Origin of the sequence: uncultured Sphingomonas sp., from assembly GCF_934560975.1 — a bacterium.
GTDB lineage: Bacteria > Pseudomonadota > Alphaproteobacteria > Sphingomonadales > Sphingomonadaceae > Sphingomonas_I.
Genome location: NZ_CAKTFO010000017.1, coordinates 25456 through 49667 on the forward strand (window position 1 = coordinate 25456; position 24212 = coordinate 49667).

Consider the following 24212-nt stretch of genomic DNA (forward strand, 5'->3'; position numbering starts at 1 on the left):
ATGCCTGCCGCCGGGATCGTTCAGTCCGTTCGGCCGATCGCATGAAGCCCGGCGCCCCGGGTGCGTAACCAGGTGCGTTCCGCCCGCGGATCGCGGCCGAGCAGGGCCTCCACCGCGGCGTGAAAGGCCGGGCTGTGGTCCATGTGGAGGCGATGCCCCACCTCGTGCGCGACGGTCGCCTCCAGTACCGCCGGCGGCGCCAGGATCAGCCGCCAGCTATAGGCGATGTCGCCTCCGCTGGAACAGCTGCCCCAGCGGCTGCGCGGATCGCCGATGCGCACCCGCCCCACGGTCACCCCGGCCTTGCCGGCAAAGCGGCGCGTTTCCGCCTCCAGTACGATCCGCGCCTGCTCGCGCAGCCAGCGCAGCACGCGGGCACCGACCATCTCGGCGGGGCCGCCGACCAGCAGTTGATCGCCGCTGACGCGCACCGCCCGCGCTCCCCCCGCAACCCGGATGGTCAGCATTTCGCCGCGAAACGGCAGGGTCGTGCCATCGCCCAGCGGCCGGGGTGCCGCTGTCTTGGCCAAGGCTGCCTCGATCCACGGGCGCTGGCTTTCGGCCCAGTCGAGCGCCGGCTGGAGCGCGGCGCGGCGCGGCAGGGTCAGGCTGATCCGGCCATCGCGCGGGTCCACCGCCAGCCGCATCCGCCGCGCGGTGGCGGAGCGGCGGACGATCAGCGGCCGGGTGCGGCCCCCGGCCGTGAACGACCGGTCAGAGCTCCCGGTCAACGATGTGATACTCAAGCTCGCCCGCCTCGTCCTCGGACACGGTCCAGCCGCGCGTCGACATGCCCGCCTGGTGGACCGTCTCGCGACTGCCGCTGACCAGATAATGCCAGTCGGGCAGGGGCTTGCCGTCCGCCACCAGCCGATAGGCGCAGGTCGACGGCAGCCACTCCAGCTCCTCCAGCTTGGCCGGGGTCAGGCGGACACAATCGGGGACGAAGCGTTTGCGGTTCTTGTAGTCGCGGCACAGCCCGTTCTTGCGGTCCAGCAGGCGGCAGGCGACGTTGGTGGGGTAGATCGCCCCGGTCTCCTCATCCTCCAATTTGTGGAGGCAGCACTTGCCGCAGCCGTCACACAGCGACTCCCATTCGTCGCGCGACAGCTGATCGATCGGCTTGTTTTCCCAAAATCGATTCATCGCATCCACGTCCGCAATTCCGCCACCACATGATCCGCATCCGCATCGACCGGCAGCAGCGCGATCGGCTTCCCATCGGGGCCGAACAGGATAGCGATGCGGGGATGGTCGACCAGATAGCCGCTCGTGCCCGGTGCCGGCGGATGCTTGCGATAGGCGATGGCGTAGCGCTTGGCGACATCGGCAATATCCGCCTCGCTGCCGGTCAGGCCGATGAAGCGCGGGTGGAACGCCGCAACAAAGGTCTTCACTACCGCCGGCGTGTCGCGCGACGGATCGACGGACACGAAGATCGGCTGCACCTTTGCCGCCAGCGCGGGATCATCCCTGTCCAGCAAACGCATCGCCTTGCCCAACACCTGCATGTCGGCGGGGCAGGCATCCGGGCAGGAGGTGTAGCCGAAATAGAACAGGGCATAGCGGCCCAACAGCCGCCTGCTGTCGAACCTGTGCCCGTTCTGGTCGGTCAGCACGAACGGCCCGCCCATCGCTGCGCCGGCCAGAGGCGGCTGCGGCGCGGTCCGCCCGCTGCATCCGGCTGTCGCCGCGATCAGGCACAGCAAGGTGGCAAGGGTGCCGATGGCTTTGTTCATGGTGCGCTTAACGATGCCTTGCTAAGGGAGCGTTCGACCAGCCGCGTTCGGCCGCGTCCACCTTCGAGGGAGCAGCATATGGGCGTGAATGGCCGCATTTCCAAGCTTTTGGCCGTGGCGCTCGCGTTGGCGCCGGTGATGCCGGCCGTGGCGCAATTCTCCGACGGCTACAATTTCATCAAGGCCGTGCGTGATGGCGACGGTGCCAAGACGATGGAATATCTCAACAAGCCCGGCAATCCCGCCATCAACGCGCGCGATCCCAGCACAGGTGAGGGCGTGCTGCACATCGTCGCCAAGCGGCACGACCAGACTTGGCTCAACTTCATGCTGTCCAAGGGCGCCGATCCGAATGCGCGCGATCGCGACGGCAACACGCCGCTGATGGCCGCGACGCAGCTGGGTGACGGCGATGCCGTCCGGGTGCTGCTGGAAAATGCCGCCAAGCCCAATATTGCCAATTCGCGCGGTGAGACGCCGCTGATCGCTGCCGTCCAGCAGCGCAACTACCCGATCATGCGCCTGTTGATGTCGGCCGGCGCCAATCCCGAACTTGCCGACACGATCGCAGGCAAGAGTGCGCGCGATTATGCCAGCGAAGATCGGCGAGGCGGTGCCGCAACCCTGCGCATCATGGACGAAGCAAAGGCCACACCGAAGAAGGCCGTGGCCGGTCCGGTTCGCTGAAGCCCGCGCGCCGCTGGATCAGTCGAGCCCGGACAGGCCCGGATCGAGCCCGACCAGCAGGCGCCGGGCAGCACGCCGGGCGAAGCGCAGCGTCTCCGTCTTGCGGCGGGCGGGCGCCAGCGGCCGGTGGGCGGGGGCACGCAGCACCTCCGCATCATAGCGGTCCGCCACGATCAGCCCGCAAATGTCGGGACGGAAATGCGCCTCCTCGAACGGCTCCAGCGCGAAGCCGGTCGGCACGGCCCAGCAGAAGCGGTCGCAATAATCCAGATAGTCCGGCCACTTGGCATCGCCCCGCAGGTCGGCGCGCGAACATTTGATCTCGATGATGGTGATCAGCCCCTTGGGGTCGATCGCCATCAGGTCCGCGCGGCGATTATTGCCGAGCGGAACCTCGCACATCGCCACCAGGTCCTGCCGCCACAACAACCGGGCGACGCCGCGCGCCACATCGCTGGCGACCAGCGGCGCATCTTGGAAGCATGAGGGCAGGCTCGCCATGATTCGGGTTGATAGAACGATTCGGGAACGTCCGAAAGCCCGTGACGGACCTGCAGCTCAGCCGCTGACCTCCTCCACCAAGACTTGGGCGTTGGCGACATCCAGTTCGACCACCCACAGATCCGGGTCGCTTCGCCGCCGACGTTGCAAATAGCCGCCGCGCTCCTCGGCATCGTCTGGCCCGGTCGGAGCCCAAACATACCGGCCCTCCCGATCCAGCCGGCGTTCGAGCAGAGCGCCCGCCACGCCGCGCTCGGCAAGTTGGATCAGCACCGTGCCCGCAGTCGCATCGCCGCGCCCCAGCACCATGGCATGGCCGCCGGCCGCCTCCGTACGGCGGATCAGCGCCGCCACCAGTATCCCGGCGGCCAGCCGCGGCGCCATGTCAGGCGGCGTCGCGTGTCTCGGGATGGGCGAACAAGGCGAAGAGGGCATCGGTCGAACCCGCCCCCCGCAGCTTCGCCACGAACGTCCGCTCGCGCATCCGGCGGCTGACCCGCGCCAGCGCCTTCAGATGTTCGACCCCTGCATCGGGCGGCGAGAGCAGCAGGAATACCAGGTCGACCGGCATGGCGTCGATCGCCTGGAAGTCGACCGGTTCGTCCAGACGGGCGAACAGGCCGACGACCCGGGTCAATCCTTCGATCTTGCCATGGGGGACGGCGACCCCGCCGCCGAAACCGGTGGAGCCGAGCCGCTCGCGTTCGAGCAGCCGTTCCAGGATCAGCTTCTGGTCAACCCCGGTCAGCCTGGCCGCGTGGGCGGACAGCTGCTGGAACAGGGTTTTCTTGTTGGGCGCGACGATGCCGGTCAGCACCGCCTCCGCCCCCAACAGGTCGGAAAGGTCGTCCATCTACACGGATATCCAAAAAGGCCTTGGCTGTGCCCACCCGTCAGGCGGCGCGCTGCGGCTCCACCCAGCCGATCGTGCCGTCGCCGCGACGATACACCATGTTGAAGGCGCCCGTCCCGCTATTCTTGAACAGCAGCGCATTGGTGTTGCGCAGGTCGAGCATCATCACCGCGTCGGACACGCTCGCCTCCGGCACGTCCACGCGGGTCTCGGCGATCACCGGCGGATGATCACCCTCGGCCTCCTCCTCCTCCGGCGGGGATTGGAAGACGGTGTAGCCGGCGCTGGCCTCGACATCGGCAGCCGCGGGGCCACCATGGCGGCTCTTCAGCCGGCGCATGTAGCGGCGCAGCTGGGTTTCGATGCGGTCAGCCGCCTGGTCGAACGCGGGATGCGCCTCACCGCCCTGGCCCGAGCCCTTCAGGATCACGCCCTGCATCACATGGGCGACGATGTCGCAGGAGAAGCTGCCATGGGGAGCCTGGCCAAAGGTGACGTGCGCCGAGATGCTGCGCGAGAAATATTTCTCCGCCAGCGCCTGCATCCGTTCATCGACGTGGGTACGCAGCGCATCGCCCGTATCGACCTGATGACCTGAAACCCGAATATCCATCATGTTCTCCTTCCCCGACGCCGGGACCCGGCGATCGCCGTCCCCGCGTCACGTACCTGACCTTCAAACCGCGGCGGGCAGCTTTGCCCACAACGGATCCGTCAGCTTCTGGATAAACGCGGCATGGCGCGCGAGTTCCTCCGCATTCGCCGCATGGGCACGCGGCGGGCGCGAAATCCGGGCCGCCGGTGCGCGGACGATCGTTTCGACACGCGTCATCGCAAGATCCGCATCGTCCGACAGCATGAGGCCGATCTGCCGCCCGCCGCACAGTTCGACATAGACCTGGGACAGCAGTTCGGCGTCCAGCAGCGCGCCATGCTTGATCCGCTGGCTGCGATCGACGCCATAGCGGCTGCACAGCGCGTCCAGCGAATGCTTGGATCCCGGATGGCGGGTGCGCGCCATCGCCAGCGTATCCACCATGCGCGTCATCAGCAGCGGCGGCCGCCCGCAATTTTCCAGTTCCCAGTTGAGGAAGGCGAAGTCGAACGTGGCATTATGCGCCACCATCGGGCTGTCGGCGACGAACTCCAGCAGGTCATCCACCACCGCATGGAAGCAGGGCTTGTCCGACAGGAAGATGGCGGACAGGCCATGCACCTGCTCCGCCTCGCTCGGCATGGACCGTTCGGGATTGATATAAGCGTGGAACGAGCGTCCCGTTTCGCAGCGGTTGACGATCTCCACGCACCCGATCTCGACCAGGCGATGGCCCTCGTGCGGGCTGAGGCCGGTGGTTTCCGTGTCGAAGACGATTTCGCGCATGGCGCATTTATCTCTTCGCGCGGCCCCTGAGGCAAGCCGCGATCCGGCGGACCGAGGCCCGTGTTGCGGCAAGCGACCCGGCGGTGGACACCACCATGTCGGCGCGGCGGCGCTTTTCGGTATCGGGCATCTGCAGCGCACGGATGCGGCGCAATCTGGCGCAGTTCATGCCCGGCCGTGCCAGCACCCGCCGGCGCTGCTTCCATGCGGGCGCCGAAACGACCATGATCGTATCCACCTGCCGCCAGCCGCCTTTTTCCAGCAGCAGGGGTATGTCCAGCACCACCAGAGGACAGGCGCGATGACGTCGCAGAAAGGCGCGGCGTTCGCGGGCGACGGCGGGATGGATCAGCCGCTCCAACCGTGCCAGTGCCGCCTTGTCGCCCAACACCGCCTGGCTCAGCCGCCCGCGATCGACGCCAGCCGCGCCGGTCGTGCCCGGAAGCAGCGCCTCGATCGCGGTCAGCAGCGCGCCGCCCGGCCCTTGCAGGCGGTGCACCGCCGCGTCCGCGTCGAATACGGGCACGCCCAACCGCCGGAACATGGCTGATACGGTCGACTTGCCCATCCCGATCGAGCCGGTCAGGCCGATCACATGGCTCATGCGGTCAGCAACGCGCGCAGCACCGTCTCCTGATCCGGTCCGGTCGGCGGTTCCGCGCCAAAGAAGTGGCGGAAGGCGATGCGGCCCTGCCCGATCAGCATGTTGAGCCCGTCGATCGCCGGATGGCCGCGCCGCCGTGCCTCCCGCAGCAAAGGCGTTTCCAGCGGCGCATAGACGGCATCATAGACGATGGCGCCCGGCGGCACGTTGGAAAAATCGATCTCCAGCGGCGGCTTGCCGGTCATGCCGAGCGAGGTGGCGTTGACCACCACATCCAGCCGATCGCCCGGCTCGCCCCAATCGAAGTCGAGCGGCCGTGCGAATGTGTCGAGTGTGGAGACATGGACATCGGCCCGATCGAAAGCGGCGGCCAGCGCCTCCGCCTTGGCCAAGTCGCGCCCGGCGATGACCAGGGTGAAGCCTTCGTTCCACAACGCATGGGCGACCGCCCGCGCCGCGCCGCCCGTGCCGAAGATGCGGGCGGTACGGAGCAGATGCCGTTGCGCCAGCCACGGCCGCATCGGTTCCAGAAAACCAGGCGCATCCGTATTGTGGCCGATCAGGACGCCACCTTCGTTCACCACCGTGTTGACCGCCCCGATCTCCGCCGCGACCGGATCGACCCGGTCGAGCAGGGGCATCACCGCCTGCTTGTGGGGAATGGTGACGTTGCAGCCGCGCCAGTTCGGGTCGGCGCGCCGTTCCCGCAGATAGCCGTCCAGTTCGCCGGCCGTCACCAACGTGCGCCGGTAATCGCCCGCCAGGTCCAGTGCCTCCAGCCAGGCACGGTGCATGACTGGCGACTTGGACTGGACGATGGGGTCGCCGATCACCTCGGCATAAGGCACGACCTCTGAGGTCATGCCAGCAACTCGCCGCGCACCCGCAGCCAGTCGAGCAGGGCGAGCAAAGGCAGACCGAGGATCGTGAAGTGGCTGCCATCGATCCTGCTGAACAGCTGCACGCCCAATCCTTCCAATCGGCAGCCGCCGACGCAGCCGCTGATCTCCGGCCATTCCTGGTCGAGATAGGATTGCAGGAATGCGTCGGAAAAGGGCCGCATCGTCAGGGTCGCGGTGTCGACATGGCGCCAGATCGGCATACCATTCTGCGCCACGACCGCGCCGCTGTGCAGATGATGGGTGGTACCAGCCAGCCCGCGCAGTTGCCGCTCCGCCTCTTCCCGCGTGCCCGGCTTGTCGAGAACGATGTTGTCGGCCGTGACCACGGTCGAATCGCTGCCGAGCACAAGAGCGCCCGGATGCCGCTGCGACACCTTGACGGCTTTCAGTTCGGCCAGCGCATCGGCGATGTCGCGGCCCGACAGGCCCTGGGCCAGCATCGCCTGCTTGGCGGCATCCTCGTCCACGCCGGCGCCTTCGGCGGTGAAGGCCACGCCCGCCGCCTCCAGCATGGCGCGCCGCGCGATCGATTGGGACGCAAGGATCAGCATCAATTCGCCTCTTTGGCTTTGCGGTCGTTGATCAGGTTGGTGATGGCCGCCGCCGTTTCCTCGATCGAGCGGCGGGTGACGTCGATCACCGGCCAGCCCTGATCCGCGAAGATGCGGCGGGCAAAGGCCAGCTCGCGCGTGACCGCCTCCTGGTCGACATAGGCGGTTTCCGGCACCTGGTTGAGCGACAGCAGACGGTTGCGCCGGATCTGGATCAGCCGGTCGGGACTGGTGGTAAGCCCCACCACCAGCGGCCGGACGAGCGTGAACAGGCTCGGCGGGGGCGGGCTTTCCACCACCAGCGGGATGTTGGCGACCTTGTAGCCGCGATTGGCGAGATAGATGGAGGTCGGCGTCTTGGACGAGCGCGACACGCCCGCCAGCACGATGTCCGCCTGCTCCCAATCCTCCGCCGCGACGCCATCGTCATGGGCGATGGTGAACTGGATCGCATCCACCCGCGCGAAATAGGCGGCATCCATCGCATGCTGTCCGCCGGGGCGGGCCTTCTGTTCCTGACCCAGCAGCCGTTCCAGCGCCTCGAACACCGGATCGAGGGCCGCGACATGGGGCAGTCCCGCCAGGCGGCATTGCGCCTCCAGCTTCTGGCGCACGCCCGAATTGACCAAGGTGTAGATGATCAGGCCCGGGCGCTGCGTGATCTCCGCCAGCACGCGCGACAAATGCCCTTCCGATCGCACCATCGGCCAGAAATGCCGGATTACCTCCACCCCATCGAACTGGGCGATCCCCGCCTTGGCGATCGCGTCCAGCGTTTCGCCGGTGGAATCCGACAGGAGGTGAAGGTGCAGCCGCATGATGCAACGCTAATGCGTCCGAATCGTCCTGTGGACAACTATGAGGGAAAAACCCACCGAATCGCGCGGAGAGCGCCGTGGATGCTATTGCGTGCCCGCTTTTCGGGGAGCGCACGACCTTCTATCCACAGGGGATCACCAATTTGGCCATGCCTGTGGATAATGGGGGAAGTGCTCGTGACTCGCGGCGATCCGCCGCTCCCGCCGGAGTCAAGCTGTGGGTAGAGTCAGGCGATGGGAATAAACCCCGTGTTGCGCCCGCCTACTGAATCATCAGACTCCTTCTTAAGAATCTTAGAATCAGAGATGAGGTTGAATCGCGTGAGCCCTGACGTTCTGGAAAACACCCGTCCGCGCGCGCGGAATTCCCATGACCGGCCGCTTCTTGCCGTACTCCGCGGCGAGCGGCGCGAACGCCCGCCGGTGTGGATGATGCGCCAGGCCGGGCGCTACCTGCCCGAATATCGCGCGCTGAGGGCCGAAAAGGGTGGTTTCCTGGCCTTGTGCTACGATTCCGACGCCGCGGCGGAGATCACGCTCCAGCCGATCCGCCGCTTCGGCTTCGACGGGGCAATCTTGTTTTCGGACATTCTGGTGATCCCCCATGCGCTGGGCCAGGATCTGTGGTTCGAAACCGGGGAGGGCCCACGGCTCGCCCCCGCGCTGACGGACGGTCTGCTGGACGGGCTGGAGCCTCGGCCCGAACGCCTCGCCCCGATCCTGGACACGGTGCGCAAGGTGGTGGCCGCCTTGCCGGACCAGACCACCATGCTGGGTTTCGCCGGATCGCCCTGGACCGTCGCGACCTATATGGTGGCGGGTGCCGGCAGCAAGGATCAGGGGGCGGCCCGGCGGCTCGCCTATCGCGACCCCGTCGCCTTCGCACGGCTGATCGACCGGATCGTGGACACCACCGTCGACTATCTGGTCGGCCAGGCCGATGCGGGCGTGGAGGCGGTGCAGATCTTCGACAGTTGGGCCGGCAGCCTCGCGCCCGAGGAGTTTCGCCGCTGGGTCGTCGCCCCCAATCGGGCGATCGTGGAGCGCCTCCGCGCGCAACGGCCGCATCTGCCGATCATCGGCTTTCCCAAAGGCATTGGCGAGAAGCTGCCGGTCTATGCGCGGGAGACGGGCGTGGACGCACTCGGCCTGGATGAAACAATCGACCCCGTCTGGGCGAACGAGACGCTGCCGCCTGCATTGCCGGTGCAGGGCAATCTCGATCCGCTGGCATTGCTGGCGGGCGGCGATGCGCTGGATGCCGCCGTCGACCGGGTCCGCGCGGCGTTTCCGCGACGCCCCCACGTGTTCAACCTGGGCCACGGCATCCTGCTCGACACTCCGGTGGTGCATGTGGAGCGAATGCTGGCTAGGGTGCGCGGATGAGTCTCCCCAGCCTGGAGTATATCCTTTCGGTGACCTACCTCTGGATCAAGGCGGGGCACGTCATCTTCGTGATCTTCTGGATCGCGGGGCTGTTCCTGCTGCCGCGCTACTACATCTATCATCAGGAGGCGGCACCCGGCAGCCAGGAGGAGCGGCGCTGGATTGATCGCGAGCGCAAGCTGCGCATGATCATCCTGACGCCGGCGATGGTGCTGGTGTGGCTGTTCGGGCTGACGCTCGCCTGGCAGGGCGGCTTCTTCACCGCCGGCTGGCTGCATGCCAAGTTGCTGCTGGTGCTGGGCCTCAGCGCCTATCATGGCTGGATGGTGGGCTATGGCAAGCGCCTGGCGCGCGGCGAACGCCCGGTCAGCGGGCGCGCGCTCAGGATCATGAACGAGGTGCCGGGCATCGCCACGGCTGCCATCGTGGTGCTGGTGATCGTCAAGCCGTTCTGATCCGCCGTGCTTGATCCGGGTCGGGCCGCGCACCATCTTGCTTGACGCGCGCGGTGCCGGCTTCTAGGCCGCGCCTGTCCCGGGCCCGCTTTTCTGCGTGCGCCCGCTATCCTGACCAGCATCGAACAGACGCTTCGACCCGCGCCGTTCCTTCTCCACACTCTGCACGACCCGGACAGCACATATGCACCTCAAGGACCTGAAGAAGAAGACACCCGCCGAGCTCGTCGCCATGGCCGAGGAGCGGGGAGTCGAAGGCGCATCGACCATGCGCAAGCAGGACCTGATGTTCGGCATCCTCAAGGCGGAAGCTGAAGAAGGCGAGCAGATCCTGGGGCTCGGCACGATCGAGGTGCTGCCCGACGGCTTCGGCTTCCTGCGCTCGCCCGAAGCCAATTACCTGGCCGGTCCGGACGACATCTATGTCTCGCCCAATCAGGTGCGGAAGTTCGGACTGCGCACCGGCGATACTGTCGAGGGCGAGATCCGCGATCCCAAGGATGGCGAACGCTATTTCGCGCTGACCAAGCTGACCCAGGTCAATTTCGATGATCCCGCCGTGGTCCGCCACCGCGTCAATTTCGACAATCTGACCCCGCTCTATCCCGAACAGAAGCTCACCATGGATCCCCAGGATCCGACGGTGAAGGACAAGTCGGCCCGCGTGATCGACCTGGTCGCGCCGCAGGGCAAGGGCCAGCGCACCCTGATCGTCGCCCCGCCGCGCGTCGGCAAGACGGTGATGCTGCAGAACATCGCCAAGGCGATCACCGACAACCATCCCGAAGTGTTCCTGATCGTGCTGCTGATCGACGAGCGGCCGGAGGAAGTGACTGACATGCAGCGGTCGGTGAAGGGCGAGGTCGTCTCCTCCACCTTCGACGAACCCGCGACCCGCCACGTGCAGGTGGCCGAAATGGTGATCGAAAAGGCTAAGCGCCTGGTCGAGCACAAGAAGGACGTGGTGATCCTGCTCGATTCGATCACCCGCCTCGGCCGCGCCTACAACACGGTGGTGCCGTCGTCGGGCAAGGTGCTGACCGGCGGTGTCGACGCCAACGCGCTGCAGCGCCCCAAGCGTTTCTTCGGCGCGGCACGCAATATCGAGGAAGGCGGCTCGCTCTCCATCATCGCCACCGCGCTGATCGACACCGGCAGCCGCATGGACGAAGTGATCTTTGAAGAGTTCAAGGGCACCGGCAATTCCGAAATCGTGCTCGACCGCAAGGTTGCGGACAAGCGCATCTTCCCGGCGATGGACGTCGGCAAGTCCGGCACTCGCAAGGAAGAATTGCTGCTCGACAAGGGCAAGCTGTCCAAGATGTGGGTGCTGCGCCGCATCCTGATGCAGATGGGCACCACCGATGCGATGGAGTTCCTGCTGGACAAGATGAAGGACTCCAAGACCAACGAGGATTTCTTCGACTCCATGAACCAGTAGGCGGCCGGACCGGACCGTATCTCGGTCCGGTTTTGGTCGACATCGGGGCTCCCGCTTCATATCAGGCGGGCATGAGCGAGCTTTGGCAGCATATCGTCGCGGATTTCTCGAACCTCGGTTCGCCCGCGACCCTGTGGGCATTCGTCCAGATCATCTGGATCGACCTGGTGCTGGCCGGCGACAATGCGATCGTGGTCGGCGCCTTGGCGGCGGGCCTGCCGTCCGACCAGCGCAAGAAGGTAATCCTGATCGGCATCGGCGCGGCCCTGCTGCTCCGCATCGCCTTCGCGCTGATCGTGACGCAATTGCTCCAGATCGTGGGTCTGATCTTCGCGGGTGGGCTGCTGCTGCTGTGGGTGGCGTGGAAGATGTGGCGCGAACTGCGTCATCAGTCCGCGGGATCGTTCGACGGCGCGGGCGAGGGACAATCGGGCGTCGCACCCGCCAAGAGCTTCGCCGCAGCCGCCTGGGCCGTCGCGGTCGCCGACGTCAGCATGAGCCTGGACAACGTGCTGGCGGTTGCCGGCGCCGCCCGCGAGCATCCGGGCGTCCTGATGGTCGGATTGCTGCTTTCGGTTTTCCTGATGGGCGTCGCCGCCAACTTCATCGCCCGCTATATCGAACGCTATCGCTGGATCGCCTATATCGGCCTGGTGGTGATCGTGTGGGTTTCCGGCAAGATGATCTACGAAGGCCTAGTGGGCCACGAAACCGGATTGCTGACCCTGTTCGGCTGACGGATCTGATCTCTCACAGGCTTGGATTGCCTGCGCCCGTCCTGCTGCGTTCAACCACCCTTGTGCTCCCGCGAAGGCGGGAGCCCGGGACACCAGGCGACACCGCTCCGGCTCTCGTGCTCCTCCTTCCGCAGGAAGCCGCTTTTCACCTGATCCTGTCGCTCAGGGGATCAGCACCGTCGACCCCGTCGTCCGACGTTCCTGGATGGCGCGATGGGCCTCCGCTGCCTGTTCCAGCGGAAAGGTCTGGCCGATCTCGACCGGCACCTTGCCGGAAGCGATCATCGCGAACAGGCGGTCGGCCGCAGCCTGACGCTCCTCCGCTGTCGTCAGGTAATCGTAAAGGGTAGGGCGGGTCAGGAACAGCGATCCGGCCCGACTCAACACCAAGGGCTCGATCGCCGGGACCGGGCCGGAGGCATTGCCGTAGCTGACCATCAGCCCGCGACGGCGTAGGCACGCCAGCGAGGCACCCCAACTCGCCTTGCCGACGCCGTCCAGCACGACATCGACGCCGCGTCCATCGGTCAGGGACCGTACCGTGTCGGCCAATGCGTCGAACGGCACGGACACGGCATGATCGGCACCGGCGGCCTGGGCCTTGTCGGCCTTCTCCGCCGACCCGGCATGGGCGATCACGGTGGCGCCGATCGCCTTCAGCCAGGGCACCAGCAGGGCGCCGACGCCACCCGCCGCGGCATGGACCAGCACGGTCTGGCCCGCCTCGACGCGGGCGCAGGCGCCGGCCAGCATGTCGGCGGTCAGACCCTTCAGCATCACGGCGGCGGCGGTGCGATCGTCGATCGTGTCGGGCACCTTGGTCAGCAGCGCCGCCGGGATCGTCCGCTTGGTGGCATAAGCGGCGGGTGCGCCCCCGGCATAGGCGACGCGGTCGCCCGGAGCGACGATGGTCACATCCGGTCCGATTGCCTCCACCACGCCGGCGGCTTCGCTCCCCAATCCGCTCGGCAGGGAAACGGGATAAAGGCCTCCACGCTGATAGGTGTCGATGAAGTTCAGGCCGACCGCCGTCTGGCGGATCACGACCTCACCGGCGCCAGGGTCGAGCGGGCCGACCGGCTCCCGCTCGATCACCTCGGGTCCACCCGGCTGGCGAAAGATCAGGCGATAGTCGCTGCTCATGCGAGGTGCTGGGCGAAGAAGGTTTCGGTGCGGCCATCCGCTACCTCGGCGGCGGCATCGTCGCGCCGCTGGCCCGCCGTGGTGGCAAAGCCGTGATCCACATCGGGATAGGTGTGGATCGTCACCAGCGGGTTGTCGGCCAGCGCCTCTCCGATCCGATCGCGATGCTCGGCGGTGATGAAGTGATCGCGCTCCGCAAAGTGCAGCATCAGCGGCTTGGCGATGGCGTTCGCCTCGTTTAGCTTCGCATCGATCCCGGCACCGTAATAGCCCACGCTGGCATCGATGTCGGTCCGGGTCGCGGTGAGATAGGCGACGCGGCCACCCAGGCAGTAACCGACCGCGCCGACCTTGCCGCTGTCGGGCAACTGGGCGCGGAGCGTGCGGATGGTAGCGTCGACGTCCTCGATGCCCTTGTCGGGATCGAACCGGGTGCGCACCTCGAACGCATCCTGCAACTGTTCCGGCACGTCGGGATCGACGTCGTAGCCGGGCGCGAACCGCCAGAAGAGGTCGGGCGCGGCCGCCCAGTAACCTTGCGCCGCCCAGTCATCCACCTTCTGCCGGATGCCGGGATTGACCCCGAAAATCTCCTGGATCACGATGATCGCCGCCTTGGGCTCGCCCTTGGGCCGTGCGAGATAGGCGTGGAACGTGCCGCTTCCGTCCAATGCGTCGATCTGGATCATCTCACCCATATCCGTCCTGCTCCTTGTGCCGCCTCCGCCACAATCTGCTGAGCGAGGCCAATCCGTCAGGATCATAGACCGATAACGGCGCACGGGCGCCATCCCTTCGTGGGGATGCATGGACGCTTCGTCGCGCTTGCTCTACCAACGGCCGTAAATCATCGCTCAACGGAAAGAGGCGCTTCGATGAACATCACCATGAACATCGAATGTTCCCCGGAAGAGGCTCGGCGGCTGATGGGCTTGCCCGACATGGGCCCGATCCATGACCTGTACCTTTCCAAGTTCCGCGACGCGATGACCAACGGCCTCAGCCCGGAGGTGATCGAACAGATGGTCCGCACCTGGTCGCCGATGGGCGAGGTGGGCATATCCGCGTGGCACCAGCTGATCGATCAGATGACGGGCACCAGCAAGGGGTGAGCGCACGGGCGGCCGAAGACACCATCTTCGCTTTGTCGAGCGGCGCTGTTCCGGCCGCGATCGCGGTGGTGCGGGTGAGTGGTGTCGGGGCCGGAGACGCTTTGTGGACCTTGGCCGGTTTCCTGCCGGAGCCTCGGCGGGCGGTGACGGCCAGGCTGCGGGCGGTAGACGGCAGTCTGCTGGATCATGCCCTCGTCCTGTGGCTGCCGGGTCCGCGCACCGCCACGGGCGAGGATCTGGTCGAGCTGCACCTGCATGGCGGCCGGGCGGTGGTTGCGGCGATGCTGGCGGCGCTTGAACAACTACCGGGGTTGCGCCTCGCCGAAGCGGGCGAGTTTACGCGGCGTGCCTTTCACAACGGCCGGCTGGACCTTGCTCAGGTCGAAGGTCTGGCCGATCTGCTGACCTCCGAAACCGAGATGCAGCGGCGCGATGCGATCCGCCGGGCGGAAGGGGGTCTCGGCCGCCTGGCCGAGCAATGGCGCGAACAGTTGCTGGCATTGCGCGCGCATGTCGAGGCGGCGTTGCAGTTCGGCGAAGAGGAAGAGGATGTGCCCGCTCTGGACACGCGGCACGCCACCGCGTTGGCGGAGTTGCACGGTGAGATCCTTGATGCGGTGCGGCAGCCGCCGGCGGAGCGGCTGCGTGACGGGGTGCGGGTGCTGATCGCCGGTCCGGTCAATGCCGGCAAATCCTCACTCCTCAACGCACTGGCACGACGCAACGCGGCGATCATCTCGGACAAGGCTGGCACCACCCGCGACATGATTGAGGTGCCGATCCAGGTAATGGGATTGCCGATCCTGCTGATCGACACGGCCGGCCTACGTGAGACCAGCGATCCTGTGGAGCGGATCGGGATCGATCGCGCCGAGGAGGCAATGGCGTCAGCCGACCTGATCATCTGGTTGGGTGACAGCGCCGATCGTCCACCACGCGACAACCTGATCGTCGTGCATTCGCGCTGTGACCAAGCCGGACGACATCAACTTCCAGACGGAGCGGATGTAGCGGTTTCGGCCAAAACGGGGAAGGGGCTGGACGTTCTGCTCCGCACGGTCATCGAACGCGGTCGCAGCTTGGTGCCGGGCGAGGATCGGCTCTCCTTAACTCTGCGTCAGCGGACCATGGCAACCACGATTGCTGATCATCTTGCTGCGGCGCAACAGGTCAGGGACCATGTGTTGGTTGCGGAACATCTGATGCAGGCGGCGCAGGCGCTGGATGCGGTGGTCGGCCGCAGCGGCGTAGAGGATATGCTCGACAGCTTGTTCGGGCGCTTCTGTATCGGCAAGTGATGTTCCACGTGGAACATTGAACTTCGCGGGCAAAGACAGCATAGCCGCATCATGTTCGAGTTCGACGTTATCGTTATCGGTGGCGGACATGCCGGATGCGAGGCGGCTGCTGCTGCCGCGCGGAAGGGCGCGCGTGTTGCGCTGGTCACCGATGATCCATCGCGTATCGGCGCCATGTCCTGCAATCCCGCAATCGGCGGAGTAGGCAAGGGGCATCTCGTTCGCGAGGTGGACGTGTTCGACGGATTGATCGCGAAAGCAGCCGACCGGGCTGCAATTCACTATCGCATGCTCAACCGTAGCAAGGGATCGGCAGTCCATGGACCGCGCGTCCAAGCGGACCGTCGCCATTTCGCCGCTGCTATCCAGGCCATGGTTGCAGCGGAACAGCGGATTGCCGTTGTTCGCGGCCATGCCGAACGCTTGATCATCAGCAACGGCCGAGTTCGTGGCATCCTCCTCGAAAATGGTGATGTCCTCACCGCACCCGCTACGATCCTTGCAACGGGAACTTTCCTGGGCGGTGTTCTCCACTGTGGGCTCAACCAACAGACCGGTGGAAGGGTGGGGGAGGCGGCCGCCACTACATTGGCCGAGCAGTTGCGCGACCTAGCCTTACCGATGGCGCGTCTCAAAACCGGCACGCCGCCGCGCCTGGATGGTCGCACGATCGATTGGGCGATGCTTGAGCGACAAGCGTCTGATGCGGACGGCTGGACGATGGCGCGCAATAGCCGACGCCATCTGCCACAGATCGCCTGCGGGGTGACGCGGACGAGTGCCCGAACCCATGCGGTAATCCGCGACGGGCTCGACCGATCGCCGCTTTATTCCGGCGCAATCGAAGGAGCAGGTCCGCGATATTGCCCGTCGATCGAGGACAAAGTCGTTCGCTTCGGCGACCGCGATGGCCACCAGATCTTTCTGGAACCGGAAGGTCTTTCCACTACGCTGGTCTACCCGAATGGCATTTCCACCTCGCTGCCGGTCGATGTGCAGGAGGCGTTCGTTCGCAGCATCAGCGGGCTGGAACAGGCGCGGATCATGCAGCCGGGCTATGCCGTCGAATATGACTATATTGATCCACGCAGCCTTGATCACGGCTTGGGCGTGCGAGCTATCGACGGCCTCTATTGTGCCGGGCAGATCAACGGCACCACCGGGTATGAAGAGGCCGCCGCACAGGGGTTGGTCGCCGGGCTGGCGGCAGTTAGCCACGCTTTGAACGACGACGCGGTCCCCTTCTCCCGCGCGACATCCTATATCGGTGTGATGATCGATGACCTTACCTTGCAGGGCGTGAGCGAGCCTTACCGGATGCTGACGGGCCGGGCCGAGTTCCGTCTGTCGCTCCGGGCAGACAATGCGGCGACCCGCTTGGGGGAAGACGCCCTGGCGAGTGGGGCGGTGTCGTCCGTCCATGCGCACGAACTCCGGTTGCATCTCGACTGCTACGATCACCTTCACAAGGCGGCGGCGGAGCCTCTTCCGGCAGAGCGACGTGAAGGCGGAGCCGCATCGGTGGCGCACATTGCTTTGCAGCGGGGGCTCGGCACTGCCGAGCTTGCAACCATGCTGGAGTTGGGGCTGGACATAGCGGATGCCGCCTTGGCCGAGTTGATCGACGATCTCCGTTATGCGCCTTACATCGAGCGGCAGAGGGCAGAGATCGGACGGCTCTCTGCCGATAACTTGGTCCCGCTTTCGGCCATCCACGATTATGCGACCGTTGCGGGGCTGTCGAACGAGATGATCGAGAAGTTGAACGCTGCCCGTCCTGCCACATTGTCGGAAGCAGGTCGGGTACGTGGCATTACTCCTGCGGCGCTCACCGCGATCTTGGTCGTGGCCAAGCGGAAGGCGGCATGACCGAAGAGGAAGCTCGCGCCTGGCTCCTAGGCCGCAATGTTCCACGTGAAACATTGGATTTGCTGGAGCAATTCCTTGCCTTCCTGCTGAAGGCGGGAGAGAGCCAGAATCTTATTTCCGCCTCGACCCATGCCCATTTGTGGACGCGGCACGTCGTCGACTCCGCTCAGTTGCTGGATCACGTTTCGGCCGACGACAGCCCGTGGCTGGACCTCGGCTCGGGCGCTGGCTTTCCTGGTCTTGTGATCGCCGCTCTGACGCGTCGTCCCGTGACCCTAGTGGAAAGCCGGACCAAGCGAATTCAGTTCCTCCGAGATGCGGCCCAGGTGATTGGCGCGGAGAATCGCGTCACGGTCGTGGGTGGTGATGCCGAGCGGGTTACCGCGCAGCGACACGGCGTGATCTCCGCGCGCGCTTTCGCTCCGCTGCCCCGCCTGTTGCAAATTGGCAGTCGGTTTGCCGACGAAAGCACATGCTGGCTGCTGCCGAAGGGCCGAAATGCCGCATCGGAACTGGTGGAGGCGGAGAAGGCGTGGCAAGGTAGGTTCACGCTCGTGCCCAGCGTGACTGACGTCAGTTCGTCGATCGTCATCGCGCGCGAGGTCAGCCGGAGAACGCGCCCATGATCCGCATTGCCATCGCGAACCAGAAGGGTGGAGTGGGCAAGACCACCACCGCCATCAACCTGGCAACGGCGCTTGCCGCGACGGGCTTTCGCGTGCTGCTGATCGACTTCGATCCGCAGGGCAACGCCTCGACCGGGCTGGGTGTTGCACGTGGAGCGCGCGGACGGTCCATCTATCAGGTGCTGAGCGGCGACGTGGCGCTGGCGGACGCGGCGATCGCCACCAACGTTCCCAAGCTGGATATAGTCACCGCTACCCAGGATCTTTCCGCTGCCGAGGTCGAGTTGGCGGCGGAAGCCGATCGCTCGCGCCGTCTGTCGCAGGCGTTGGACAGCGCGGAAGGACGATGGGACATTTGCCTGATCGATTGCCCACCATCCCTGGGGCTGTTGACCCTCAACGCACTGGTGGCGGCGCGCTACCTGATCGTGCCGCTGCAGTGCGAGTTCTTCGCTTTGGAGGGTATGAGCCAGCTGCTCAATACTGTCGAACTCGTGCGCCAGCGGTTCAACCCGTCCTTGTCCATCCTCGGTATCGCGCTCACCATGTATGATCGCCGCAATCGCCTGTCCGAACAGGTGGCGGCGGACGTGCGCGACGTCGTTGGCAATTTGGTGTTCGACACCGCCATCCCTCGCAACGTGCGTCTTTCCGAGGCGCCGAGCCATGGCATGCCGGCCTTGATCTACGACCATCGCTGCCCCGGCTCCGAGGCCTATATCGCACTTGCCCGCGAACTGATCGCGCGCCTGCCGGCACCGGCCGTGGCGGCATGAGCGAGGTGAAACGGGGTCTCGGTCGCGGCCTTTCGGCGTTACTGGGCGAGGTTCAGATCGAGCAGCCGATGGCCCGCGACGCGGCGCGGCTGTCCGGCGTGCAGATGATCTCGGTCGCATCGATCGCGCCCAATCCCAACCAGCCCCGACGCCATTTCGACGAAGCGGCATTAAGCGAGCTGGCCGCCTCGCTGGCCGAAAAGGGTTTGATCCAGCCGATCGTGGTTCGGCCGCGTGGCGGTTCCTTTGAGATCGTGGCGGGTGAACGCCGCTGGCGAGCCGCCCAGCGCGCACGCTTGCATGAGGTGCCGGCGATCGTCCGCGAACTCGGCGAGGCCGAGACCATGGAATTGGCGATCATCGAGAATGTCCAGCGCCAGGATCTGAACGCGATCGAAGAGGCTGCAGCTTATCACAGGCTCGGCGCCGAATTCGGTCATACGCAGGAGGCGCTGGCGAAGATCGTCGGCAAGTCGCGCAGCCATGTCGCCAATCTGCTGCGCCTGCTCGATCTTCCAGGGTCGGTGCGCGATGCGGTGGCGGATGGCCGGCTCAGCATGGGCCATGCCCGCGCGCTGGTCGCGGCGCCGGACGCGGCGACATTGGCGGACGAGGTGATCCGGCGCGGGCTGTCGGTCCGCGACACGGAAACGCTCGCCCGAGGCGAAAAGGCACCGCGCAAACGCACCGGCAAGATCGAGTATAAGGGCAGCAATGCCGATATCGAGATGCTCGAACGGCAATTGGCGGATCAATTGGGTTTGAAGGTCAAGATCGATCATTCCCCAACGGGCGGCGCGGTGACGATCAGCTATGCCTCGCTCGACCAGCTCGACATGGTCTGCCAGCGGCTGAGCGGTGAGCGGATCTAGGCCAGCATTGCCGCCAGAGCGGGGCTGATCGTTTCGCGGTAGCCGGTGAGCATTTGGGTCACCATGCGCATCGCCAGGCCCTGATCCTCGGCCACAGCCAGCGCCCGTTCGGAACCCAGTACGAACAGGGCACTTGCCCACGCATCAGCCAGTGCCGCCGATGGGTGGAGGATGCTGACGGCGATCACGTCATTGTTGCATGGACGGCCGGATGCCGGATCGATCGTGTGCCCACCCCGGACATAGGTGCCGGAGGTGGCCACCGCCATGTCATGCAACGCGATCCGAAACGCGGGCAGGGCAGGGGTCACGGCCTCCAGATCCACCCACCAGGGTTCGCCATCGGGCCGCATGCCCCGACCGGCCAGCTCCCCGCCAATCTCCACCAGCATATGCGCAAAGCCGCGTTCCGCCAGCAATGTGGCCACGGCGTCCACCGCATGTCCCTTGGCGATGCCGGACAGATCGAGGCTGGCATGGCCCGGTTGACGCAGGCGGCGCGCGGCGCGGTCCCATGTCAGCCTCTGCCACCCGGACCAAGGGAGCAGGTGCGCGATGGCGTGGGCGCTTGGTTGAGGCTGGGGACCGGATGGACCATGGCCCCACAGGTCCACCAGCGCGCCCAAAGTCGGATCGAACGCGCCCACCGATCGTGTCGCAACGGTCAGCGCAAGATCGATCACGGCCGTGAAATCGGGCGGCAAGGCGTGCCACGATCCAGCCGGCGATCGATTGAACCGGCCCAGCAGCGAGTTCGGATCCCAGTGGCTCATTTCCTGGGTAAGGAAGTCGAGCTTGGTCTGGATTGCCGCACCTAGCGCCTTTGCATCGCACGCACCATCGGTCGCTACCCGCACCTGCCAGCTGGTTCCCATCGTCAGGCCGGACAGGACCAGGACCCGCGCGGTCGGATCGTGCCGCGCGAGTATGGCCGGGTGCAGGGGCGGGATGGCGATCCGGACGGTCAGGGCGCCATCACCTCCAGCGTGGTGCTGTAGCTCATCCGTCGGCCGCTGATCCGCCGGACGGGGTCGCCGGCATCGTCGGCCAGGCTGGCGTTCAGCCAGTACATGCCGGCCGCCGGCCAGATCACGGTGGCAATGCCGTCCTGGGCGGTGGTTATCGACATCAGGCCATCGCCGTCGCGATACCTTTTGCCACCGGGCAGGACCGACAGCTTCAGCCCGGCCGCCCGCTTGCCGTCCACCAGGAAACGGAACCGCGCGGGCTCACCGGCGACCAGTTCGGCCGGGTGGGTGATCGGCACCATCTCCAGCCCCTTGTTGGTGGGCTGGAACACGGTTGCGGTGGGCACCCCCGCCGTGACGAAGATCTCGTTATGCGACGAGATCTGGGTCAGCTTCACGTCGCTGGCGCCAGCGGGAATGTCGCTGGCGGAGGTCACACGCAGGCGCGCCGGCGTGGCACTGCCCGGTGCCGTGGCCGGAGGCGGGCCACCGGGGCGACCACCCACGCGCACCTCTTCCCCGTTCAGCCGGTAGCTGCCCATCACGGCCGCCATTTCGGTGCCGATCTTCCAGGTACCCGGTTTGTCGAGACGTACGTCGAACGTGGAGCGGACGCGCCCCGTTGCGCCATTCTCGATCTGTCCGCTGCTGCCGTCCGGCGCCCACACCTTGATGCTCGCCAGATTGGCCGGACGATGGTCGGGAAAGAACAGGTCGTTCGACGCGGCGGCATCCACCGTCACCGTATCGTTCGTGCCGGAAAAGATGGTCGCCGATGGCAGCAGCCACTGGCGATGCGCCGCGGCCGGGGTCACCGCCATGGTGAGCGCGAGGCCGTACAGCCAGGGGGTCAACGCCTTGGTCATGGTGGTTCCTTGTAAGCGAAGGGAGGTCAGCGAGGGGAGAGGGTGATGGCGCCGAGTTCGGCCTTGCCGGCTGCCGAGGCGGGCTTGAGCGGCACGGACAGCGGGGTCGAGACGATCTCCCGCCCGCCGGTCTCACGCGCGGCCTCGACATAGAGGGTGTACTGGCCGGGCTTGATCCCGTCGGGCAGGGTCAGCTTGTGCACGCCGGCCGGGCGGGTCGCGCCGCTGACGCCGTCCGCCGGCAGGTGCATGCCGCGCCCGCCTTTGCGCCACCAGGTGCGGAGATCGGCCAACCACTTGGTGCCGGGCTCGCCGCCGGTCTTCTTGACATCGTACCAGACGAACAATGTCTGCGCCGCACCACCGCCGGCCGGCTCGATCCATCCCGCCACATAGGGGCGATGATATTCGGCCACCGCGAGGCGGGGGATGGTGACGGTCAGCGTTCCGGCGGCGCTGGCCGGTGCGGCGATCAGGCCGGCGATCAGCAGGGGGGCTTTGTGCATTCAGACGACCTCAATGGATGAACAGGAGTGCGGTTAGGACCGGCGCGGCCAGGCCCAGGCCGACCAGCGGCCAGGTGGAGCGGCGATGCCGCGCATGGAGCTGCAGCAGCAGCAGGCCGGTGAGGGTGAAGATCACGCAGGCGGCGGCAAAGACGTCGATGAACCAGAACCAGACCGCGCCGGCATTGCGGCCCTTGTGCAGATCGTTGAGGTAGGAGATCCAGCCGCGATCGGTCACCTCCGCGCGGATGGCACCCGTGGCGCGATCGATGCTGACCCAGGCGTCGCCGCCCGGACGCGGCAGCGACACATAGATTTCTCCGTCCGACCATTCCGCCGGGCGACCATGGGCATCCAGGGCCACGGCCTGCCGGACGCGGTCGGCTACGGCGCGCGGCAGGGGCGCATCGCTGTGGTCGGGAGTTGCCTTCAGCAAAGGCAGCAGCGCGGCGGACAGGGCGGCATTCCGGCTGCTGACATGCGGCGTGGCACCGATCGTGGCGGCGTGATTGAGGGTGAACCCGGTGATCGCGAATAGCAGCATCCCGATCAGGGAGATTGCGGCGCTGATCCAGTGCCAGCTGTGCAATTGCTTGAGGTAGACGGCCCGCAGCTTCGACTTGGGCTTGCGCCGCTGCGGCGCGGTCGGGCGAGCAGCCTCCATGCTTCCCAGCGCCGGCGCCTCCTCGTGCGACAGGGTCAACCGCATCTACAGTTCCGCCCAGCGGCGCAGCAGATTGTGGTAGACCCCGGTCAGGCGCACGATCGCGGGATCGTCCTGCCCAGTGCGCGCGCCCAGATCCTGGATCGAACGGTCGAGGTCGAGCAGCAGTGCGCGCGCCGCGCCATCGCGCACCATGCTCTGGATCCAGAAGAAGCTGGCGATGCGCTCGCCCCGGGTCACCGGCGTGACGCGGTGGACGGTGGTGGCGGGATAGAGGACCAGGTGCCCGGCCGGCAGCTTGACCGGCGGCATACCCTCGGCGACCAGCTCGCCGCCGTCATAATCGTCCGGATCGTTCAGGAACAAGGTCGCGGACAGGTCGCTGCGCAGCCGGAAATCGCTGCCGGCGCGAAAGCGGATCGCATTGTCGATATGGTCGCCAAAGCCTTCGCCCACGCCATAGCGGTTGAACAGCGGAGGAAAGACCTTCACCGGCAGCGCCGCCGCCACGAACAGCGGCGTCCGCCCCAGCGCGTCGAGAATATGCCCACCCATGTCGCGGACGACGGCCGAATCCTCCGGCAACTGGCGGTTGCGCTTCGCAAGGGCGGATTGACGGCCCGACGTGACATTGCCGTCGACCCAGTCCGCCGCCAGCATGGCATCCCGTATCGCGGCGGTCTCATCCGGCGTCAGCACGCCGGGAATCTGCATCATCATGGGCGGCCCTCCGTCAGGCCGAAAGCTTGAATGTCGCGGGAAAGATGCCGACGCCTTCCACCGCCGCGCCGTCGCGCGTCGGGGGATGGAAGCGCCAGCGGCGCACCACCTCCATCGCGGCCTTGTCGAGCAGGTCGGACCCGCTCGACTGCGCCAGCGAGATGTCCGCGACACGGCCGTCCGTGCCGACCAGGAGGCGCAGGCGCACGACGCCTTCCTGCCGCCGCATCCGTGCCGCCGCCGGATATTTCAGCGGGGGATTGCCGGGCATCGCCGACAGCGTGCCGATCTCCATCGGTGGCGGGGTCGGCGATGGCGCAGTTTCGGGACCGGGCGCTGCCGCATGTACCACCGTCGGCGCTACCGGCAGCGGGGCAGGGGACACCTCCACCGGCGATGGCGGCGTGGGCACCTGCACGATGGCGGGTGGCGCCACGATGGGCGTCGCCGCCACGCGTTGCGGTTGGGGCGAGGAGGCGGGAGGCGGCGGAGGAGGGGCGATCTCCACCGGCACAAGCTCGATCCTGAGCGGCTTGGCGTGGGTCGGGATCGGCAGCACATCGAACAGGACCAACCCTGCCAGAAGTGCGACATGCGCCGCCGCGATGCCGGCGATCGCCGCCCAATTGCAGGGGCGTCCGTCATGGAACGTACATGGCTCGATCACCGCCGCGGCCACCTCACGGACCGGAGCAGACACAAACACGCGACCATCGGCAAAGGAGGACATGTACATC

31 protein-coding genes are annotated in these 24212 nt (G+C 66.4%); 11 read left to right on the forward strand and 20 right to left on the reverse strand.

Going from position 1 to position 24212, the window contains the following annotated elements; translation table 11 throughout:
* Window positions 1–20 precede the first annotated feature (20 nt).
* The 3 genes from Q0D93_RS11015 to Q0D93_RS11025 form a co-directional block, all read right to left on the reverse strand.
* On the reverse strand, window positions 21–647 hold the full coding sequence (locus tag Q0D93_RS11015; RefSeq protein WP_294394166.1) for a SprT family zinc-dependent metalloprotease: 627 nt from the start codon (window positions 645–647) through the stop codon (window positions 21–23).
* Window positions 648–714: 67 nt separating this feature from the next.
* On the reverse strand, window positions 715–1146 hold the full coding sequence (locus Q0D93_RS11020) for a YcgN family cysteine cluster protein (RefSeq protein WP_294394041.1): 432 nt from the start codon (window positions 1144–1146) through the stop codon (window positions 715–717).
* Complete coding sequence (locus tag Q0D93_RS11025; protein ID WP_294394042.1) at window positions 1143–1739, reverse strand: SCO family protein; 597 nt, start codon at window positions 1737–1739, stop codon at window positions 1143–1145. The genes Q0D93_RS11020 and Q0D93_RS11025 overlap by 4 nt, the downstream gene beginning before the upstream one ends.
* Before the next feature lie 78 nt (window positions 1740–1817).
* On the opposite strand from Q0D93_RS11025, the gene Q0D93_RS11030 reads away from it, so the two are divergent.
* Window positions 1818–2426, forward strand: a complete 609-nt coding sequence (locus Q0D93_RS11030) for an ankyrin repeat domain-containing protein (RefSeq protein WP_294394044.1) — start codon at window positions 1818–1820, stop codon at window positions 2424–2426.
* A gap of 18 nt (window positions 2427–2444) precedes the next feature.
* Here Q0D93_RS11030 and Q0D93_RS11035 read toward each other — a convergent pair whose 3' ends face one another.
* From Q0D93_RS11035 to Q0D93_RS11075, 9 genes are all read right to left on the reverse strand, one after another.
* Window positions 2445–2927, reverse strand: coding sequence for an MmcB family DNA repair protein (locus tag Q0D93_RS11035; RefSeq protein WP_294394047.1), 483 nt, complete (start codon window positions 2925–2927; stop codon window positions 2445–2447).
* Between the two features lie 57 nt (window positions 2928–2984).
* On the reverse strand, window positions 2985–3311 hold the full coding sequence (locus tag Q0D93_RS11040) for a DUF1491 family protein (protein ID WP_294394050.1): 327 nt from the start codon (window positions 3309–3311) through the stop codon (window positions 2985–2987).
* A 1-nt stretch (window position 3312) separates the two neighbouring features.
* Entirely contained in the window at window positions 3313–3780 is a 468-nt protein-coding gene (locus Q0D93_RS11045; protein WP_294394054.1) for a PTS sugar transporter subunit IIA, read from the reverse strand.
* Between the two features lie 40 nt (window positions 3781–3820).
* Complete coding sequence (gene raiA, locus Q0D93_RS11050) at window positions 3821–4393, reverse strand: ribosome-associated translation inhibitor RaiA (RefSeq protein WP_294394168.1); 573 nt, start codon at window positions 4391–4393, stop codon at window positions 3821–3823.
* Between the two features lie 63 nt (window positions 4394–4456).
* Window positions 4457–5161 carry a DNA polymerase III subunit epsilon gene (gene dnaQ / locus Q0D93_RS11055; protein ID WP_294394058.1) on the reverse strand — a complete coding sequence of 235 codons (705 nt, stop codon included), beginning with the start codon at window positions 5159–5161 and terminating at the stop codon, window positions 4457–4459.
* A gap of 7 nt (window positions 5162–5168) precedes the next feature.
* On the reverse strand, window positions 5169–5765 hold the full coding sequence (coaE, locus tag Q0D93_RS11060; protein ID WP_294394062.1) for a dephospho-CoA kinase: 597 nt from the start codon (window positions 5763–5765) through the stop codon (window positions 5169–5171).
* The gene (gene aroE / locus Q0D93_RS11065) at window positions 5762–6628 is read right to left on the reverse strand and encodes a shikimate dehydrogenase (protein ID WP_294394065.1); all 867 of its coding nucleotides are present in this window, start codon (window positions 6626–6628) and stop codon (window positions 5762–5764) included. The genes coaE and aroE overlap by 4 nt, the downstream gene beginning before the upstream one ends.
* A complete protein-coding gene (locus Q0D93_RS11070) occupies window positions 6625–7218 on the reverse strand; it encodes a nucleoside triphosphate pyrophosphatase (protein WP_294394068.1) in 594 nt (197 codons plus the stop codon). Before Q0D93_RS11070 ends, aroE begins: the two co-directional genes overlap by 4 nt.
* Complete coding sequence (locus Q0D93_RS11075) at window positions 7218–8039, reverse strand: pyruvate, water dikinase regulatory protein (protein ID WP_294394170.1); 822 nt, start codon at window positions 8037–8039, stop codon at window positions 7218–7220. The genes Q0D93_RS11070 and Q0D93_RS11075 overlap by 1 nt, the downstream gene beginning before the upstream one ends.
* A 333-nt stretch (window positions 8040–8372) precedes the next feature.
* Here Q0D93_RS11075 and hemE point away from each other — a divergent pair, with 333 nt between their 5' ends.
* The 4 genes from hemE (at window position 8373) to Q0D93_RS11095 (ending at window position 12055) form a co-directional block, all read left to right on the forward strand.
* Window positions 8373–9422: a uroporphyrinogen decarboxylase gene (hemE, locus tag Q0D93_RS11080; RefSeq protein ID WP_294394178.1), complete on the forward strand. Its 1050-nt coding sequence runs from the start codon at window positions 8373–8375 to the stop codon at window positions 9420–9422.
* On the forward strand, window positions 9419–9877 hold the full coding sequence (locus tag Q0D93_RS11085; RefSeq protein WP_294394071.1) for a CopD family protein: 459 nt from the start codon (window positions 9419–9421) through the stop codon (window positions 9875–9877). The genes hemE and Q0D93_RS11085 overlap by 4 nt, the downstream gene beginning before the upstream one ends.
* Window positions 9878–10061: 184 nt before the next feature.
* Entirely contained in the window at window positions 10062–11318 is a 1257-nt protein-coding gene (gene rho, locus Q0D93_RS11090) for a transcription termination factor Rho (protein ID WP_294394074.1), read from the forward strand.
* 71 nt (window positions 11319–11389) lie between these two features.
* Window positions 11390–12055, forward strand: coding sequence for a TerC family protein (locus tag Q0D93_RS11095; protein ID WP_294394076.1), 666 nt, complete (start codon window positions 11390–11392; stop codon window positions 12053–12055).
* A gap of 162 nt (window positions 12056–12217) precedes the next feature.
* Here the strand turns inward: Q0D93_RS11095 and Q0D93_RS11100 are convergent, their stop codons facing one another.
* Window positions 12218–13198: a quinone oxidoreductase gene (locus tag Q0D93_RS11100; RefSeq protein WP_294394077.1), complete on the reverse strand. Its 981-nt coding sequence runs from the start codon at window positions 13196–13198 to the stop codon at window positions 12218–12220.
* Window positions 13195–13896 (reverse strand): dienelactone hydrolase family protein, encoded by a 702-nt coding sequence (locus Q0D93_RS11105; protein WP_294394079.1) that lies wholly within the window; start codon window positions 13894–13896, stop codon window positions 13195–13197. Before Q0D93_RS11105 ends, Q0D93_RS11100 begins: the two co-directional genes overlap by 4 nt.
* 177 nt (window positions 13897–14073) lie before the next feature.
* On the opposite strand from Q0D93_RS11105, the gene Q0D93_RS11110 reads away from it, so the two are divergent.
* From Q0D93_RS11110 to Q0D93_RS11135, 6 genes are read left to right on the forward strand one after another with little or no spacing between them, the layout of a single operon-like run.
* The gene (locus Q0D93_RS11110; protein WP_294394082.1) at window positions 14074–14310 is read left to right on the forward strand and encodes a DUF6489 family protein; all 237 of its coding nucleotides are present in this window, start codon (window positions 14074–14076) and stop codon (window positions 14308–14310) included.
* A complete protein-coding gene (gene mnmE, locus Q0D93_RS11115; RefSeq protein ID WP_294394088.1) occupies window positions 14307–15608 on the forward strand; it encodes a tRNA uridine-5-carboxymethylaminomethyl(34) synthesis GTPase MnmE in 1302 nt (433 codons plus the stop codon). The genes Q0D93_RS11110 and mnmE overlap by 4 nt, the downstream gene beginning before the upstream one ends.
* A gap of 48 nt (window positions 15609–15656) precedes the next feature.
* Window positions 15657–17477, forward strand: coding sequence for a tRNA uridine-5-carboxymethylaminomethyl(34) synthesis enzyme MnmG (mnmG, locus tag Q0D93_RS11120; RefSeq protein ID WP_294394181.1), 1821 nt, complete (start codon window positions 15657–15659; stop codon window positions 17475–17477).
* Entirely contained in the window at window positions 17474–18103 is a 630-nt protein-coding gene (gene rsmG / locus Q0D93_RS11125) for a 16S rRNA (guanine(527)-N(7))-methyltransferase RsmG (RefSeq protein WP_294394091.1), read from the forward strand. The genes mnmG and rsmG overlap by 4 nt, the downstream gene beginning before the upstream one ends.
* On the forward strand, window positions 18100–18879 hold the full coding sequence (locus tag Q0D93_RS11130) for a ParA family protein (protein WP_294394093.1): 780 nt from the start codon (window positions 18100–18102) through the stop codon (window positions 18877–18879). The genes rsmG and Q0D93_RS11130 overlap by 4 nt, the downstream gene beginning before the upstream one ends.
* Window positions 18876–19751, forward strand: coding sequence for a ParB/RepB/Spo0J family partition protein (locus Q0D93_RS11135; protein ID WP_294394096.1), 876 nt, complete (start codon window positions 18876–18878; stop codon window positions 19749–19751). Before Q0D93_RS11130 ends, Q0D93_RS11135 begins: the two co-directional genes overlap by 4 nt.
* On the opposite strand, the gene Q0D93_RS11140 is transcribed toward Q0D93_RS11135, so the two are convergent.
* The 6 genes from Q0D93_RS11140 to Q0D93_RS11165 all read right to left on the reverse strand — a co-directional run bounded on the left by Q0D93_RS11140 (window position 19748) and on the right by Q0D93_RS11165 (window position 24205).
* Window positions 19748–20626, reverse strand: a complete 879-nt coding sequence (locus Q0D93_RS11140; RefSeq protein WP_294394099.1) for an FAD:protein FMN transferase — start codon at window positions 20624–20626, stop codon at window positions 19748–19750. The two genes, Q0D93_RS11135 and Q0D93_RS11140, sit on opposite strands and share 4 nt — an antisense overlap.
* Window positions 20627–20715: 89 nt before the next feature.
* A complete protein-coding gene (locus Q0D93_RS11145; RefSeq protein WP_294394104.1) occupies window positions 20716–21585 on the reverse strand; it encodes a DUF4198 domain-containing protein in 870 nt (289 codons plus the stop codon).
* A 26-nt stretch (window positions 21586–21611) separates the two neighbouring features.
* Window positions 21612–22091, reverse strand: a complete 480-nt coding sequence (locus Q0D93_RS11150; protein WP_294394106.1) for a DUF2271 domain-containing protein — start codon at window positions 22089–22091, stop codon at window positions 21612–21614.
* Between the two features lie 10 nt (window positions 22092–22101).
* Window positions 22102–22755, reverse strand: a complete 654-nt coding sequence (locus tag Q0D93_RS11155; protein WP_294394186.1) for a PepSY-associated TM helix domain-containing protein — start codon at window positions 22753–22755, stop codon at window positions 22102–22104.
* A gap of 45 nt (window positions 22756–22800) precedes the next feature.
* Window positions 22801–23475 (reverse strand): Fe2+-dependent dioxygenase, encoded by a 675-nt coding sequence (locus Q0D93_RS11160; protein ID WP_294394110.1) that lies wholly within the window; start codon window positions 23473–23475, stop codon window positions 22801–22803.
* Window positions 23476–23488: 13 nt separating this feature from the next.
* Complete coding sequence (locus tag Q0D93_RS11165) at window positions 23489–24205, reverse strand: energy transducer TonB (RefSeq protein ID WP_294394112.1); 717 nt, start codon at window positions 24203–24205, stop codon at window positions 23489–23491.
* Between the last annotated feature and the right edge of the window lie 7 nt (window positions 24206–24212).

Bases quoted from the DNA above. Each gene is read 5' to 3' on its own strand.
- Q0D93_RS11015 (WP_294394166.1), bottom strand. From the start codon at position 647: ATGCGGCTGGCGGTGGACCCGCGCGATGGCCGGATCAGCCTGACCCTG.
- Q0D93_RS11020 (WP_294394041.1), bottom strand. From the start codon at position 1,146: ATGAATCGATTTTGGGAAAACAAGCCGATCGATCAGCTGTCGCGCGAC.
- Q0D93_RS11025 (WP_294394042.1), bottom strand. From the start codon at position 1,739: ATGAACAAAGCCATCGGCACCCTTGCCACCTTGCTGTGCCTGATCGCG.
- Q0D93_RS11030 (WP_294394044.1), top strand. From the start codon at position 1,818: ATGGGCGTGAATGGCCGCATTTCCAAGCTTTTGGCCGTGGCGCTCGCG.
- Q0D93_RS11035 (WP_294394047.1), bottom strand. From the start codon at position 2,927: ATGGCGAGCCTGCCCTCATGCTTCCAAGATGCGCCGCTGGTCGCCAGC.
- Q0D93_RS11040 (WP_294394050.1), bottom strand. From the start codon at position 3,311: ATGGCGCCGCGGCTGGCCGCCGGGATACTGGTGGCGGCGCTGATCCGC.
- Q0D93_RS11045 (WP_294394054.1), bottom strand. From the start codon at position 3,780: ATGGACGACCTTTCCGACCTGTTGGGGGCGGAGGCGGTGCTGACCGGC.
- raiA (WP_294394168.1), bottom strand. From the start codon at position 4,393: ATGGATATTCGGGTTTCAGGTCATCAGGTCGATACGGGCGATGCGCTG.
- dnaQ (WP_294394058.1), bottom strand. From the start codon at position 5,161: ATGCGCGAAATCGTCTTCGACACGGAAACCACCGGCCTCAGCCCGCAC.
- coaE (WP_294394062.1), bottom strand. From the start codon at position 5,765: ATGAGCCATGTGATCGGCCTGACCGGCTCGATCGGGATGGGCAAGTCG.
- aroE (WP_294394065.1), bottom strand. From the start codon at position 6,628: ATGACCTCAGAGGTCGTGCCTTATGCCGAGGTGATCGGCGACCCCATC.
- Q0D93_RS11070 (WP_294394068.1), bottom strand. From the start codon at position 7,218: ATGCTGATCCTTGCGTCCCAATCGATCGCGCGGCGCGCCATGCTGGAG.
- Q0D93_RS11085 (WP_294394071.1), top strand. From the start codon at position 9,419: ATGAGTCTCCCCAGCCTGGAGTATATCCTTTCGGTGACCTACCTCTGG.
- rho (WP_294394074.1), top strand. From the start codon at position 10,062: ATGCACCTCAAGGACCTGAAGAAGAAGACACCCGCCGAGCTCGTCGCC.
- Q0D93_RS11095 (WP_294394076.1), top strand. From the start codon at position 11,390: ATGAGCGAGCTTTGGCAGCATATCGTCGCGGATTTCTCGAACCTCGGT.
- Q0D93_RS11100 (WP_294394077.1), bottom strand. From the start codon at position 13,198: ATGAGCAGCGACTATCGCCTGATCTTTCGCCAGCCGGGTGGACCCGAG.
- Q0D93_RS11105 (WP_294394079.1), bottom strand. From the start codon at position 13,896: ATGGGTGAGATGATCCAGATCGACGCATTGGACGGAAGCGGCACGTTC.
- Q0D93_RS11110 (WP_294394082.1), top strand. From the start codon at position 14,074: ATGAACATCACCATGAACATCGAATGTTCCCCGGAAGAGGCTCGGCGG.
- rsmG (WP_294394091.1), top strand. From the start codon at position 17,474: ATGACCGAAGAGGAAGCTCGCGCCTGGCTCCTAGGCCGCAATGTTCCA.
- Q0D93_RS11130 (WP_294394093.1), top strand. From the start codon at position 18,100: ATGATCCGCATTGCCATCGCGAACCAGAAGGGTGGAGTGGGCAAGACC.
- Q0D93_RS11135 (WP_294394096.1), top strand. From the start codon at position 18,876: ATGAGCGAGGTGAAACGGGGTCTCGGTCGCGGCCTTTCGGCGTTACTG.
- Q0D93_RS11140 (WP_294394099.1), bottom strand. From the start codon at position 20,626: ATGGGAACCAGCTGGCAGGTGCGGGTAGCGACCGATGGTGCGTGCGAT.
- Q0D93_RS11145 (WP_294394104.1), bottom strand. From the start codon at position 21,585: ATGACCAAGGCGTTGACCCCCTGGCTGTACGGCCTCGCGCTCACCATG.
- Q0D93_RS11150 (WP_294394106.1), bottom strand. From the start codon at position 22,091: ATGCACAAAGCCCCCCTGCTGATCGCCGGCCTGATCGCCGCACCGGCC.
- Q0D93_RS11155 (WP_294394186.1), bottom strand. From the start codon at position 22,755: ATGGAGGCTGCTCGCCCGACCGCGCCGCAGCGGCGCAAGCCCAAGTCG.
- Q0D93_RS11160 (WP_294394110.1), bottom strand. From the start codon at position 23,475: ATGATGATGCAGATTCCCGGCGTGCTGACGCCGGATGAGACCGCCGCG.
- Q0D93_RS11165 (WP_294394112.1), bottom strand. From the start codon at position 24,205: ATGTCCTCCTTTGCCGATGGTCGCGTGTTTGTGTCTGCTCCGGTCCGT.